Annotated in this window: 9 protein-coding genes; 8 read left to right on the top strand and 1 reads right to left on the bottom strand. The window is 59.3% G+C overall.

Going from position 1 to position 14,763, the window contains the following annotated elements; translation table 11 throughout:
• Positions 1-47: 47 nt before the first annotated feature.
• From H4317_RS16005 to H4317_RS15970, 8 genes are all read left to right on the top strand, one after another.
• Positions 48-3,209, top strand: a complete 3,162-nt coding sequence (locus tag H4317_RS16005; protein WP_185887571.1) for a SusC/RagA family TonB-linked outer membrane protein — start codon at positions 48-50, stop codon at positions 3,207-3,209.
• A gap of 108 nt (positions 3,210-3,317) precedes the next feature.
• A complete protein-coding gene (locus tag H4317_RS16000) occupies positions 3,318-5,072 on the top strand; it encodes a RagB/SusD family nutrient uptake outer membrane protein (RefSeq protein WP_185887570.1) in 1,755 nt (584 codons plus the stop codon).
• Positions 5,073-5,165: 93 nt separating this feature from the next.
• Positions 5,166-7,112, top strand: coding sequence for a sialate O-acetylesterase (locus H4317_RS15995; protein WP_185887569.1), 1,947 nt, complete (start codon positions 5,166-5,168; stop codon positions 7,110-7,112).
• Positions 7,113-7,290: 178 nt separating this feature from the next.
• Positions 7,291-8,901, top strand: coding sequence for an alpha-N-arabinofuranosidase (locus H4317_RS15990; RefSeq protein ID WP_260625705.1), 1,611 nt, complete (start codon positions 7,291-7,293; stop codon positions 8,899-8,901).
• A 184-nt stretch (positions 8,902-9,085) separates the two neighbouring features.
• Positions 9,086-10,177, top strand: coding sequence for an endo-1,4-beta-xylanase (locus H4317_RS15985; RefSeq protein ID WP_185887568.1), 1,092 nt, complete (start codon positions 9,086-9,088; stop codon positions 10,175-10,177).
• Between the two features lie 142 nt (positions 10,178-10,319).
• A complete protein-coding gene (locus tag H4317_RS15980; protein WP_185887567.1) occupies positions 10,320-12,971 on the top strand; it encodes a glycosyl hydrolase 115 family protein in 2,652 nt (883 codons plus the stop codon).
• Between the two features lie 129 nt (positions 12,972-13,100).
• A complete protein-coding gene (locus tag H4317_RS15975; protein WP_185887566.1) occupies positions 13,101-13,628 on the top strand; it encodes a hypothetical protein in 528 nt (175 codons plus the stop codon).
• Between the two features lie 278 nt (positions 13,629-13,906).
• On the top strand, positions 13,907-14,311 hold the full coding sequence (locus H4317_RS15970; protein WP_185887565.1) for a hypothetical protein: 405 nt from the start codon (positions 13,907-13,909) through the stop codon (positions 14,309-14,311).
• A gap of 79 nt (positions 14,312-14,390) precedes the next feature.
• Here H4317_RS15970 and H4317_RS15965 read toward each other — a convergent pair whose 3' ends face one another.
• The gene (locus H4317_RS15965) at positions 14,391-14,735 is read right to left on the bottom strand and encodes a hypothetical protein (RefSeq protein WP_185887564.1); all 345 of its coding nucleotides are present in this window, start codon (positions 14,733-14,735) and stop codon (positions 14,391-14,393) included.
• Between the last annotated feature and the right edge of the window lie 28 nt (positions 14,736-14,763).

Below are 14,763 nucleotides of genomic sequence, written 5' to 3'. Positions count from 1 at the left end.
CCGCCTCCGACTCCTGCACCTCATACAAACCAAATTCCCTCACTCCAATGCATCTACCACTACGCAAAGCAGCTTTAGGGCTGAGCTGGCCGCTGGCATTCGCCACGGCCCTTCCTCTGGCCGGCGCCCTGCTGGCGCCTACCTTCGTGCAGGCCCAGACGGCCCGCGCCATTTCCGGCCGCGTTACGGACCAGACCACCGGTGAAGGTGTACCGGGCGTGACGGTGCTGGTGAAAGGCACAAGTACCGGTGTTTCTACCAGTGCCGATGGCTCCTTCGCCCTGCAGGTGCCCGCCGATGCCACCACGCTGGTTTTTTCAGCTATTGGCTTCGTATCGGTGGAGCGGCCAATCGGGCAGAATTCCACGTTCAACGTGCCCCTGCTGACCGATACCAAGGCCCTGAACGAAGTAGTAGTAGTGGGCTATGGTACGCAGCGCAAGAGCCAAGTGACGGGCGCTATTTCGTCGGTGGATGAGCAGGCGCTGCGCGACGTGCCGGTGGCCAACGTGGGCCAGGCACTGCAAGGCCGCGCCGCTGGCGTCAATATTTCCAGCTCCAGCAACACGCCCGGCCAGAACCCGGTTATCCGTATCCGCGGCAACCGCTCCTTTTCGGGCTCCAACGACCCGCTGCTGGTAGTGGACGGCGTGCCGTATGATGGCAGCCTCAACGACCTGAACCCTGACGACATTGTGTCGCTGGAAGTGCTGAAAGATGCCTCTTCCACGGCCATCTACGGTGCCCGCGGGGCCAACGGTGTCATCCTGATATCGACGCGCCGTGGCAAAAACGGACCTACGCGCGTCACCTACAGCGGCTACTACGGCGTGAAGAAGGCGCGCGAGTTTGACCTGCAGAACGGGCAGGAGTTCTACGACTTCCGCCTGCGCGCCTACCGGGCCCGCAACCCCTCGTTCGACCCAGTAGCTACTCCTACCTTCCTGACCCAGGGTGAGCGGGACAACCTGGCTGCGGGCCGCTTCACCGATTACCAGGACCTGCTGATTCAGAATGGCCGCCTCCAGAACCATGCGTTGGGCATGTCGGGCGGTAATGAACAGACGCAGTATTCGGCCTCGCTGGGCTACTACGACGAAACGGGCGTAGTGCCGGTGCAGCAGTTTCAGCGCTACTCCCTGCGCGGCACCTTGGATCAGCAGATTGGTAAGCGCGTGAAAATCGGCTTCAATACGCTCAATACCTACATTCAGCAGGACGACCCGAATCTGAATATTATCAACTCGATTCTGACGGGCAGCCCGCTGGCCTCGCCCTACGATGCCAACGGTTTGCCGATTCTGTTTCCGAACACCGATACGGCCCTGCCCAACCCGCTGACCTACTACACCGAAGACGCGCACAAAGAGCAGAACCGCCGGCTGCGCAGCTTCAACAGCCTTTACGGCCAGGTAAACATCCTCAAAGGCTTGGACTACCGCCTGAATGTCGGCCTGGATTTTCGCTCCGAAACGGGCGGCAACTTCTTTGCTACCGGCACGCCGGCCCGCGGTACGGGCGTCAACCAGGCGCAGCGCACGGGTAGCACCGCCTCCAACATTCTGCTCGAAAACCTGCTGCTTTATAACCGCACGTTCGGCGAAAAGCACGACGTGAACTTTACGGGCCTTTACAGCATCCAAGACTTCCGCACCGACAACTTCTCGGCCACGGTGCAGGACCTGCCCACCAACTACCAGCTCTACAACAACCTGGGCGCGGGCAAGCCGGTGACTTCCACGAGCGGCTTCAGCCGCTGGGACATCATCTCCTACATGGGCCGCCTCAACTACGCCTACAACAACCGCTACTCGGCCACCGCTACGGTGCGCGTTGATGGCTCGTCGCGCCTGTCGCCGGGCAATAAGTACAAGGCTTTCCCGTCGGCCGCTGTGGCCTGGAACATTGCCAATGAAGGCTTTATTCAGGACCAGAGCTGGGTGAGCGGCCTCAAGCTGCGCGCCAGCATCGGGCGCGTCGGCAGCACGGCCATCAACCCCTACCAGACCCTGGGCTCGCTGAACACTGGCCTGGGCAATGGCAACTACACCTTTGGGCCCACCGGCGCCATTGGGGTCGTGCCGGGCAGCATTCCGAACAACGATTTGGGCTGGGAGTACACCACTACCACCAACTTCGGCCTGGACTTCGGCTTCTTCGACAACCGCGTAAACGGCTCGGTGGAAGTGTACCAGCAGCGCACCAGCGACCTGCTGCTGCCCTTCGCGCTGCCCGGCTCCAGCGGCTACACCTCGGTGCTCGTCAACGCGGGCGAAACCCAGAACCGCGGCCTGGAAATCACGCTTTCGACCACCAACCTACGGGGCGGCGACGGGGGCTTCGAGTGGATTACAGACTGGAACTTCACGGTGAACCGCGAGAAAATCCTGGACCTGAACCGCTACGACGAAAGAGGCAACCCCATTGATGACCTGGCCAACCAGCGCTTCATCGGCCAGCCGCTCTACGTTATCTACGACTACAAAAAGACCGGCATCTGGCAGCTGGGCGAGGAGTCGGATGCCGCCCGCTACGGCACGCTGCCCGGCCAGATCAAGTTTGAGGATGTGAACAACGACGGCCGCATCGACGCCGCCGACCGCCAGATAGTGGGTACGCGCCAGCCCAAGTTTGAGGCCGGCCTGACCAACCGCTTCAAGTACAAAGGCTTCGATCTGACGGCCGTGGCCCTCACCCGGGTGGGCGCCACCATCGTCGATCCGCTGCTGTTCGGCCCCTCGTACTTCACCACCTTCGACGGCCGCCGCAACCAGATCAACCTCGACTACTGGACGCCGCAGAACCCCACCAATAACTTCCCGCAGCCGGTACAGGGCATCGGCGACTACCAGACCGACAGCCGCGTGCTGGGCTACGTGAGCGGCACCTTCATCAAGGTGCGCAGCATCGACCTGGGCTACGCGCTGCCGAGCAGCCTGTTCAGCAAGGTGAAAATGAGCACGGCCCGCATCTATGTACAGGTGCAAAACCCCTTTATCTGGTCGCCGGTGGACGTGTACAAGAAGAACAAGGCCATTGACCCGGATGCGCTGTCATACTCGTCGCGCTTCAACAATGCCAATTCCAGCCAAGGCGGCATCGAATTCACCGATGGCAACCCCTCTAACAGCAATGCCGGGGTAGCGGGCCGCGGGGTTTCATACCCGGCTACGCGCGCCTTCCTAGTGGGCCTGAACCTGGGCTTCTAAGACCGGCTTGCTCTGAGGGCGGGAAGGCACATAGCTTTTCGGTTCGCATGTGGCAGTCACTCGCAACTCATTTCAAACGATTCAACCGGCGCCATGGCGCTACTTTATATGAAAAAGTCTTTTCTAGCACTTCTGGGACTTGCCCTGCTCGTGTCCGTTAGCGGGTGCGAAGATCTTCTGGAGGAAGATCCCCAATCCGTTCTGGTACCGTCGTTTCTGGGGACTCCGCAGGGCGTGGAAGCCGGCCTGACGGGCGTGTACTCCGGCCACCGCAACATCTACGGCAACGAGCAGGCCATGTACATGGCCGTGACGGGCACCGATGAATTCATGCGCGGCATTGCCGACCAGGACGGTTTCCACGAGTATGCCCGGGGCCTGAACTTCGGGCCATCGGCCAGCGTGGTAACCAACCAGTGGAACAACTACTACCAGTACATCAACGGGGCCAATGGCGTGCTGAAATACGCCACCACGGTGCAGGGCATTCCGGCGGCCCGCGTGCAGCAGATAGTAGCGGAAACCAAGGTGTTGCGCGCCCACTACTACTTCCTGATGGTGCAGTACTGGGGCGACGTGCCATTGCAGCTAGAATTCAGGGAAACGCCTACCAACGACATTTCGCGCACGCCCGTGGCCGACGTGTACAACGCCATTATTGCGGACCTGACGGATGCGCTGGCCAACATTGCCGACACGCCGGGCCAGCCCGGCCGCGTGTCGCGCGCCACGGTGCTGCACATTCTGGCCAAAGTGTACCTGACCCGCGCTACGTCCACGGCCAAGCAGGCCGACGACTATGCCAAGGCCGCGCAGTATGCTGAGGAGCTGATCAGCAACCGAACGCGCTACGGCAAAAACCTGGAAGCCGATCCGGCCCGCGTATTCGCCGACCAGAACGAAAACGGCCCTGAAGTGCTGATGAACGTGCAGTACAGCACCGATGCTACTTTCACGCAGACCAGCGAGCAGAATTACTTCAACGGCGGCAACGCTTCGAGCTTCTTCTACCGCAGCCGCTACGAACAGGGCGTGCCCAACATGATCCGGGACCTGAAAAACGGCCGTCCATTTGCCCGTTTTGTGCCCACGCCGTACTTGCTCAACACCTACAACATGCCCGGCGAAGCCGGCCCCACCTTGCGCACCACCGACGCGCGCTACAACAAGTGGTTTACTACCACGTGGTACGTAAACTCGCCGGGTACCGCCAGCGGCAGCACCGCCGCCGTCATCGGCGACACCTCGCTCTGGTACCCGAGCTACGAGCTGCCGGCCGCTGTGCTGGCGCGTATTGCCAACCGCCGCCCCGTGCCGTACCGCGTGATTCTGCCTAGCCAGCACACCCGCGAATACTACCCCGTCATGAACAAGTACGACGACGTGCGCCGCGCCAGCACCAATGCGCCGTCGGTGCGGCCCTTCATCGTGTACCGCCTGGCCGAAACCTACCTGATTGCCTCAGAAGCCAACATGTACTTGGGCAACATGACCAAGGCCGTGGACTTCATGAACGTGGTGCGGGTGCGCGCTGCGGCGCCGGGCAAAGAAGCTCAGATGCGTATCACGGCCAGCCAGCTCAATATCGACTTCATTCTGGATGAGCGCACGCGCGAGCTGGGCGGCGAGGTGATGCGCTGGATGGACCTGACCCGGACCGGCAAGCTCATTGAGCGGGTAAAAACCAACCCCGTAACCCGCGTGCCCGCTACCGTAAACAAAACCGTGCCCCTGAACGGCATCAGCGGTACCTACGGCTCCGATGCGGCGGCCAACATTCAGCCTTACCACGTGCTGCGGCCCATTCCACAGCAGGATATTGACCGCACCAGCAGCAAAATCACGCAAAACCAAGGCTACTAATTTGTGCCGGAAGAGAAGCCGTGGTTTCCATACAGAAGCTACGGCTTCCACTTCCGGTGCGTTGCTCTTCCGCCCATTCTCATTCACCGCCCCATGAACCTGCTTCCGAAAATCCTGCTCGTCGCAACCGTACTGCTCAGCCCCGCGGCCGAAGCACAGGTCCGGTTGCCACGACTGATCAGCGACGGAATGGTGCTGCAGCGCGACACGGAGGGGACACTGTGGGGCTGGGCCGCAAAAGGGGAGAAGGTAGCTCTGGCGTTTCGGGGCAAGACCTACACGGCCACTGCCGGCCCAGATGGCAAATGGGCTCTGACGCTGCCGGCCCAGCCGGCCGGCGGGCCCTACACGTTAGCTTTCGCGGCCAGCAACCGACTGGAGGTGAAGGGCGTGTTGTTCGGGGACGTGTGGGTATGCTCGGGGCAGTCGAACATGGAGCTGCCGATGGCGCGGGTGAAGGACAAGTATCCGGAGGTTATTGCCGGAGCCGCCAACCCCCATATCCGGCAGTTTGATGCGCCTACCACCTACGTGTTCAAAGGCCCGCAGGCCGAGTTGCCCGGGGGCCGCTGGACGGCTGCCACGCCGCAAAGCGTGCTGCAGTTTTCAGCGGTGGGCTACTTTTTCGCGAAGGATCTGTACGCCACCTATAAGGTGCCTATCGGGCTGATTCGGATTGCGGTGGGCGGCTCGCCGGCCGAAGCTTGGCTGAGTCCTGAGGGGCTGAAATCCTTCCCGGCGTATCAGCAGCGGGCCGCGCAGGTGCGCGACAGCGCCTACGTGGCGCAGGTGAAACAGCAAGATCAGCAGCGCGCCGCTGCCTGGCACGCGCAGCTACGCCGCCAGGACCAGGGCTACGCCAAAGGCCAGACGCCCTGGTCGACAGCGGAGTATAAGGCCACCGATTGGAAAACCATGACCGTGCCCGGCTACTGGGCCGACCAGGGGCTGGGCCCCGTGAATGGCGTGGTGTGGTTTCGGCGGGAGCTGGACGTGCCGGCCAGTATGGCAGGGCAGCCGGCCCGGCTGGACCTGGGCGCCATCGTAGACGCCGACTCGGTGTATCTGAACGGCAAATTCGTGGGCACGACTTCGTATCAGTATCCGCCGCGCAAGTATGAGCTGCCGGCCGGAACCCTCAAAACCGGCAAAAACGTGCTGGTGGTGCGCGTCATCAACAGCACCGGCCGGGGCGGCTTCGTGCCCGACAAGCAATACGTGCTGCGCGCCGGCCAGCAGACTCTTGCCCTGAGCGGCAAGTGGCAGTACCAGCTTGGCGCGAAAGCCGAGCCGCTGGCACCGCCTACGTTCTTCAATTACGAGCCCGGCGGCTTGTTCAACGGCATGGTTTCGCCGCTGCTGCCCTATGCCGTGAAGGGCGTTATCTGGTACCAGGGCGAGTCGAACACCAAGAAACCAGAGGAATACCGCCAGCTCTTTTCTACCATGATTACGGACTGGCGGCAGCACTGGCAGCGGCCCGACTTGCCGTTTCTGTACGTGCAGCTCGCTAATTACATGCCCACCAAAAATCAGCCCACGGAAAGCAACTGGGCCGCCCTGCGCGAAGCCCAGCGCCAGACCCTCGCCGTGCCCAACACTGCCATGGCTGTAGCTACTGACGTGGGCGAATGGAACGACATTCACCCACTAGACAAGCAAACAGTGGGGCAGCGTCTGGCCTTGGCTGCCCGAAAACTGGCCTACGGTGAAAAGAAACTGGTTGCCTCTGGTCCTTTGCTGCAGGCGACGCAAGTGAAAGGAAATAAGGTAGTGCTGCAGTTTGCGGATGTAGGCGGCGGCCTGGTAGCCAAAGGCGGCCCGCTGGCCCAGTTTGCCGTGGCCGGCCCGGATAAAAAGTACGTCTGGGCGCAGGCCCGGATTGAAGGCAACACGGTGGTCGTCTGGAACGATGCGGTGGCGACACCCGTGGCAGTCCGCTACGCCTGGGCCGACAATCCGCAGGGTGCCAACCTCTACAACAAAGACGGGCTGCCAGCTTCGCCGTTTCAGGCTGCTGCGCCGGTGGCAGCGCCCTGATATATGGCCTGCAGGCTGCCTCACATGGCACAAGCAGAACTAAGCAAAAAGTACAAACGAAACCGGCCGGCCTGACAAAAGGAGTGGGAACCTGGGGGAAGGCTGGCCGGGGTCGTTTTCAACTGCAGCAAAGCATCGAGCTTCCGATTGGGGCCGATTTCAGCGTTTTTCCGCTTCTATGTTTGCATCTCCGAATGCTGCTCATCGTCTGAAAACCTATGTGCGGAGCCGGTTGCGCGGCTCGATGGCAGTAGCTACCGGGCTGAGCTTGATGCTGGCTTTACCGGCCTTGGCCCAAACCGTACGCCTGACCGTGCAGCCACCTACCGACCCAACCCTGCGAATCAGCAAGCATATCTACGGGCATTTCGCTGAGCACCTGGGGCGTTGCGTTTACGACGGATTCTGGGTTGACCAGGGGTTGAACGTGCCAAAACAAGGACGCATCCGAATGGACATTGTGGAGGCGCTGCGCAACATCAAAGTGGCCAACCTACGCTGGCCCGGCGGCTGCTACGCCGATGCCTACCACTGGCGCGATGGAGTAGGGCCTACCGCGCAACGCCCCCAGACCATTAATACCTGGTGGGGCGACGCCGTGGAGGACAACTCCTTCGGTACGCATGAATTCCTGGAGCTCTGCAAGCTGATTGGTGCCGAGCCGTACCTAGCGGCCAATGTCGGCAGCGGCACAGTGCAGGAAATGGCCAATTGGATGGAGTATCTGAACTCCAACGCCGATACGCCGCTCACCCGGCAGCGCGGGCAGAACGGCCACCCTGAACCCTATGGCGTGATGATGTGGGGCATCGGCAACGAAAGCTGGGGCTGCGGCGGCAACATGACCGTGGACTACTACACCGACGTGTACAAGCGCTACGCAACCTTTGCCCACAACTACCCCGGGAGCCCCAAGCTAAAGCGGATTGTGAGCGGAGCCAACGGCGACGATGCCAACTGGACGGAGACGTGCATGAGGAACATTCCGCTCGACCAGATGTGGGGCCTGACGCTGCACCAGTACACGCTGCCCACCGGCAACTGGACCGGTAGCAAGGGCAAAGCTACCGGATTTAACGAGCAGGAGTACTTCAGCACAATGAAGAACTGCCTGAAAATGGAAGCTGTGGTAACCAAACACGCGGCCATCATGGACCAGTACGACAAGGACAAGAAGGTGGCGCTGCTTGTGGATGAATGGGGCGTGTGGACTGATGTGGAGCCCGGCACCAACCCTGGTTTCCTGTACCAGCAAAACTCTCTGCGCGACGCGCTGGTAGCCGGAACCACACTCAATATTTTCAATAACCACTGCGACCGGGTGCGCGGAGCTAACCTGGCCCAGGCCGTGAACGTGCTACAGGCCTTGGTACTCACCGACAAGGAACGGATGCTACTCACGCCCACCTACCACGTCTTCGACCTGTACCAGGTGCACCAGGACGCGCAGTTCGTACCGTTGCAGTTCACCAGTCCCGAGTACGTGCTGAACGGCCAGAAGCTGCCGGCTCTCAATGCCTCGGCTTCGAAAGATGCTAACGGCGCGGTGCACATTTCCCTCGTGAACCTCGATACGAAAAAGCCCCTGCAGCTGGCAGCCGCCCTGCCCGGCGTGAATTGGAAAACGGTGTCGGGCCGCATTCTGACCTCAGCCAACGTCAACGACTACAACACCTTCGACAACCCGAATAAGGTGAAGCTGGCCGACTTCAAAGACGCCAAAAAGCGGGGTGCCAACCTAGCTGTTGAGTTGCCGCCGCAGTCGGTGTTGGTGTTGGCGCTGAAGTAGCAGCAGGAATACAATAGAACGTCATGTCGACCAGCGGGAGACATCTCGCGTGCCATAGTAACTGTCTTGCTGAGCGAAGGCGAAGCATCTCTTCCGCTGCGTTGCAAGGCCAATGTTTACCAATGCTATAGAGATGCTTCGCCTTCGCTCAGCAAGACGGCCAAGATTATTAAAAAGCAGCCCTATGAAACCTACCTCAACCTTCCGCAAACTTACCGCTGCCGGCCTGTTGCTCATCAGCCTTACGATTATCAGCAGCCAGCAAAAAGCACCTGAAAAAGGGCTTAAGGATTACTACAAGGATTATTTTCCGGTGGGCGTGGCTGTGTCGCCGGCGGGGCTAAAGGGAGCGGAAGGGGCGCTGATTAAGGCGCAGTTCAACAGCATCACGCCGGAAAACGCCATGAAAATGGGGCCGATTCATCCGGAGGAAAACCGCTACGAGTGGCGCGCCGCCGACGCAATTGTGCAGTTTGCTCAGGACAACAAGCTGCAGGTGCGCGGCCACAACCTGCTGTGGCACGAGCAGACGCCCAAGTGGCTTTTCAAGGATGCTACCGGCAAGCCAGTGAGCAAAGAAGTACTGCTTAAGCGCCTGCACGACCATATTTTCACCGTCGTGAAGCGCTACAAGGGCAAGATTTACGCCTGGGACGTGGTGAATGAGGCTATTTCCGACAACCCCCAAGAGTTTCTGCGCAACTCGGAGTGGTACCAGATCTGCGGTGAGGAGTTCATTGCCAAAGCCTTTGAGTATGCCCACGAGGCCGACCCCAAAGCCGTGCTGTTCTACAACGATTACAACACTGAGCGGCCCGAGAAGCGGGAGCGAGTATACCGGCTGCTCAAGAAGCTCAAGGACGCCAACGTTCCAATCGACGCGGTAGGGTTGCAGGGGCACTGGTCGTTGCAGGAACCTACGGAGGCTGAGCTGCGCAAGGCTATTGAACAGTATGCGTCGCTAGGGCTAAAGGTGCAGATTACTGAGCTTGACGTCTCGATTTATCCCTGGGAAAAAGAACGCCGCGAGAAGCGCCCCGGTGAGTCGGACGCGTACACGCCCGCGCTGGAGCAGCAGCAGGCCGAGCAGTATAAGATGTTCTTCCGCGTGTTCCGCGATTATAAAAAAGTGCTGACCGGCGTCACGTTCTGGAACATCTCCGACAAATACACGTGGCTGGACACCTACCCCGTGGCCGGCCGCAAAAACTACCCGCTGCTGTTTGATCAGAACCAAAAGCCGAAAAAGGCCTTCTGGGAAGTAGTAAAGTTTTAGACATCTGATAAGAAGACATCTGTCATCCTGAGCCTGGGAAGGATTCTGTCACACTGGCACGAGTCGTTCAACCGGCAGAAGGCCCTTCTAGGGCTCAGGATGACAGACAGAATACAGCCGCTCCTTTTCTACCCGATTTTAGATGAAAATTCCGCCTTCCACTCAATCCGGCTACCAAGCTGCGTGCCGCTCTTATCTAGGCTGGCTAGCTCTGGTATTGCTGTTTTCGATTTCCGTAGCCCGGGCCCAAACAACCAAAGCGGTACTACTGGAAGACGTGTATGTTTCCTCAGAAAAAGGTGAAAATGGCTTTCCGCTGGTGGCTTCGGGCAAAACGGCCAGTCTCTACGCCAGCAGCTCCGACTGGCCGGGGGTGCTGCGCGCTGCCCGGGATTTGCAGGCCGACATCAACCGCGTCACCAAGCTCACACCTACTTTCACGACGGATAAAGCACCCAGTGGTAAGGAAGTCGTGCTGATTGGCACCATTGGCAAAAGTCCGCTGATTGATGGGCTGGTAAAAGCCAAGAAGCTGGACGTGTCGCAGGTGGCGGGGCAGTGGGAAACCTTCGTGCTGCAGGTGGTAGAAAAGCCGCTGCCGGGCGTAGAGCGGGCCCTGGTAATTGCGGGCAGTGACAAGCGCGGCACCATTTACGGCATCTACGACTTGTCGCAGCAAATCGGGGTGTCGCCGTGGTACTGGTGGGCCGATGTGCCGGCCAAGTCGCAAGCGGCGCTGTACGTAGCGCCCGGCCCCCACTCGCTGGGCACGCCCAAGGTGAAATACCGGGGTATTTTCATCAACGACGAAGCCCCGGCGCTGCAGAACTGGTCGAAGGAGAAGTTTGGGGGCGTCAACTCGAAGATGTACGTGCACATGTTCGAGCTGATACTGCGCCTTAAAGGCAACTATCTGTGGCCCGCTATGTGGGGCAACATGTTCAACGTGGATGACCCGCAGAGCCCGGTGCTGGCCGATGAATACGGCATTGTGATGGGCACTTCTCACCACGAGCCGCTCACACGGGCCCATGAGGAGTGGAAGCACGCGGGCAAGGGTGCTTGGAACTACCAGACCAACGCGGCCACTCTGCAGGAGTTCTGGCGAGGCGGCATTAAGCGCATGGGCACCCGCGAAAATATTGTAACAGTAGGAATGCGCGGCGACGGCGACGAGCCCATGAGCCAGGAAAGCAATATTGCCCTGCTGGAAAAAATCGTGGCTGACCAGCGCAACATCATTGCCGAGGAAACCGGCAAACCCGCTGACCAGACGCCCCAACTCTGGGCGCTCTACAAAGAAGTGCAGGACTACTACGACCAAGGTATGCGCGTGCCCGACGACGTGACGCTGCTCTTGTGCGATGATAACTGGGGCAACATTCGCAAACTGCCCAAGGTAGGGGACAAGCCCCGCGCCGGCGGCTATGGCATCTACTACCACTTCGACTATGTGGGTGGACCGCGCAATTACAAGTGGCTCAACACGAACCCGCTGCCGCGCATTTGGGAGCAGATGCACTTGGCTTACGAGTACGGCGCCAACCAAATATGGATTGTGAACGTGGGCGACCTGAAGCCCATGGAATTTCCCATCAGTTTCTTCCTGGACTACGCCTGGAATCCTGACCGAATTAGCGCCGACCAAGTTGACGACTATTCGCGGCAGTGGGCAGCCCGGCAGTTCGGCCCAAAGCACGACACTGGCATTGCCGACATTCTGGCCAAATACGCTAAGTACAACGCCCGTCGCAAACCTGAGTTGCTCGATGCCGATACCTACAGCTTGGCTACCGGCGAGTGGGCCACCGTCGTGAACGACTACCAACGCCTGTTAGCCCAAGCCGAGGCCATTAGCCCGCAACTGCCCGCCCAGTACCGTGACGCCTACTACCAACTAGTGCTCCACCCGGTGCAGGCCTGCGCCAACCTGAACGAACTGTACTACACAGTGGCCCGCAACCGGCAGGCCGCCAAAGAAGGGTATTCCACTACCAATTCGCTGGCCGAGCAAGCCAAGGCGCTGTTTGCCAAAGACGCGGAAATTACGCGCCGCTACCACGCCGTAGCCAATGGCAAATGGCACCACATGATGGATCAGACCCATATTGGCTATACCAATTGGCAGCAGCCGCCCGTAGATAAGATGCCGGATGTAGTGAACCTGCCTGCCAATAAAATCACAAAGCTTGCGGAGCCGACGATTCGGGCAGCGGACTACGGCAGCCAGTTTATTTCACTTGACGCCGAGCAGTATACGCACGCCGTGAATGCCGGCTCCATCATCTGGCAGCGCCTGCCTGATCTGGGCCGCACAGCGGGAGCTGTCACCACGTTTCCGGTTACGGCGGCCCCAACAGCCGTTCCGGGCGGCACCAGTCCGCACCTGGAATATCAGCTCACGCTGGCTCAGGCCGGCCCCGTAACGGTGCAGGCATATCTGGCTCCTACCTTGGATTTTAACGGTAGCCAGGGCCTGCGCTATGCCGTATCATTCGATGAGGAAGCGCCGCAGATTATCAACCTGCATACCGGTATGGTGGCCGATAACGGCAACAAGCCCTGGGAAAAGGCCGTGGCCGAAAACATCATTCTCAAGACTTCGACCCATACACTGGCCAAACCGGGTAAGCACGTGCTGAAATTTTGGCGCGTAGATCCTGGCGTGGTGCTCGAAAAGCTGGTAGTTGATTTTGGCGGACTGAAACCCAGCTACCTGGGGCCACCGGCAAGTACCTCGGGACCTGCTGCACCGAAAGCCACCGAAGCAAAAGGCAGTGTGGGTCAACGCTAAAAAGGCTGTGACACTAGGCCGGCACAGAGCGAAAGGAAGCAGAACCACCTACTGAAATTTTGTTCTTGTAGAATTAATCAGGCGAGCTATCAGGCATTTAGCCGTGTCTTTTGCTATCTTGCTGCAGCTATGAAACACGGGCTGACCTTCCTGCTTTTGCTGCTTTCTACCCTGAACGCCTGGGCCATACAACCAGCGAGCAGCACAGGACAGCGCGAAACCACTTTCCGTTCGCAGAAACTGGCGGCAGAATTGCGCACCACTTGGCTGGGTATGCCCCGGCAGAGTTTCCGACGGCTAGTGCCTGAGCAACGGCTTGGTGCCCCAACTTCCATCAGCTACTACACCCGCCCCGGAGAGCCCCTTACATTGGGTGGCTACCGCGTAACGGGCATCAGCTACGGTTTCTACAAAGACCAGCTATGCTGCATTGAGGTGCGTGTGCTGGGTGAGGCAAACTGCCGCGGGATTCAGGCACTCCTGACCCGGAGCTACGGTCCTGGCTCCGCTGCTACAGGTCAACGTTGGGAAAACGCTCAACTGCGCTTGCTCTACAACGAAATGCCTAAGGGCTATGCTACCGTGGTAGTAGTTAGCCCGTCGTTGCTGGCACGGTACCAGGCTGAGCAGATGACGGCTCCAAACGAGGCAGTATAAGCTTAATAGCCAGGCTGTCTGACATCTTGAAACGTTTGGTCTTACTCCTCGGAGCCCCTCTGTGCAGAGGGGCTTTTTTATTCTTTTCCAGCTGCGTACAGCCAGCGTTGGTAGCTTCCTAATCTGCTGGTTTTGCTATGAGTAAATATATGCACCGCATTGAATATCAAAATTTTATACTGTAATAAGATTCTTCTTTTCAGGCGGTGCCTGCAGTTTGGTCGTATGGAGTGGGATAGGAGCTATACCAGCATCCGTTACTCCATATCAGACGCATCATGAAAACGACTTTGCTTTTTGCCGCCATTCTATTCGCTTCTACAGCGCAGGCTCAGATGACACCCACCTCACCACAACGGGGCGGTAGCCAGAATCAAACTACGGTTCCGCCGGCAGCGCCATCTAACCCAGGCACGCTGGACCAGCGCACTCCTACCACTACCAGTCCCACGCAGGTTGGTCTGGGCAACAGTCCAACCCAGATCAGTACTGGGGTGGGCACTGGTACTACCGTAGACCAGCCCTCGCTGCAGCGCCCTGCCACGATTGAAGAGCGCACAATGGAGCGCCGCACCACCGTGCAGCCAAATGCACCGGCACGCCGGGCCACCACACCCACCGCGCCCCGGAGTACTACGCCGCGCCGCACTACTCCGCAAAGCACCGTTCCGACTCAGCGCTAATACGCTTAAAAAAACCAGACATAGCAACGCCCACCCTGGTCACAGGGTGGGCGTTGCTATGTCTGGTAAACATCCTTTTTTAGCCTGCTGGCTGCTCCTCCAGCTTGGCACCAGCCTGGAGCAGCACGTCGCCGAGAGCCCGCAGATTGGCTTGCAGAGGTGTATCAGCGTGGGCAGCGGCCTGAATTGTTTGGGAGCCCAGCATATTCAGTGAGCGGCCGATGAGCTCGGCATTAAGCGAACCGCTGCTCAGCAACGACTGCAGATTGCCGATTTCCCGGCCGATGTCCTGTAGCGCAGGTTCGCCGCTGTGCAGCAGTTGCTGCTGCCAGGTTTCGGTATTGTCCATGGCCGCGCTGAGCGGAATACTCGTGAGGCCGTTTTGCAAAGAATGAAGCGTAGCATTGAGCAGGTCGGTGGTCATAGGAAGTAGAAAAAAGAGAGGATAAAAA

This window comes from Hymenobacter sediminicola (assembly GCF_014250515.1).
GTDB classification, from domain to species: domain Bacteria; phylum Bacteroidota; class Bacteroidia; order Cytophagales; family Hymenobacteraceae; genus Hymenobacter; species Hymenobacter sediminicola.
The sequence above is the reverse complement of the archived record's forward strand: the minus strand, read 5'-3'. Positions and strand labels throughout refer to the sequence as shown.

Excerpts from the sequence above, each read along its gene's own strand:
- H4317_RS16005 (WP_185887571.1), top strand. The coding sequence starts at position 48 with ATGCATCTACCACTACGCAAAGCAGCTTTAGGGCTGAGCTGGCCGCTG.
- H4317_RS16000 (WP_185887570.1), top strand. The coding sequence starts at position 3,318 with ATGAAAAAGTCTTTTCTAGCACTTCTGGGACTTGCCCTGCTCGTGTCC.
- H4317_RS15995 (WP_185887569.1), top strand. The coding sequence starts at position 5,166 with ATGAACCTGCTTCCGAAAATCCTGCTCGTCGCAACCGTACTGCTCAGC.
- H4317_RS15990 (WP_260625705.1), top strand. The coding sequence starts at position 7,291 with ATGTTTGCATCTCCGAATGCTGCTCATCGTCTGAAAACCTATGTGCGG.
- H4317_RS15985 (WP_185887568.1), top strand. The coding sequence starts at position 9,086 with ATGAAACCTACCTCAACCTTCCGCAAACTTACCGCTGCCGGCCTGTTG.
- H4317_RS15980 (WP_185887567.1), top strand. The coding sequence starts at position 10,320 with ATGAAAATTCCGCCTTCCACTCAATCCGGCTACCAAGCTGCGTGCCGC.
- H4317_RS15975 (WP_185887566.1), top strand. The coding sequence starts at position 13,101 with ATGAAACACGGGCTGACCTTCCTGCTTTTGCTGCTTTCTACCCTGAAC.
- H4317_RS15970 (WP_185887565.1), top strand. The coding sequence starts at position 13,907 with ATGAAAACGACTTTGCTTTTTGCCGCCATTCTATTCGCTTCTACAGCG.
- H4317_RS15965 (WP_185887564.1), bottom strand. The coding sequence starts at position 14,735 with ATGACCACCGACCTGCTCAATGCTACGCTTCATTCTTTGCAAAACGGC.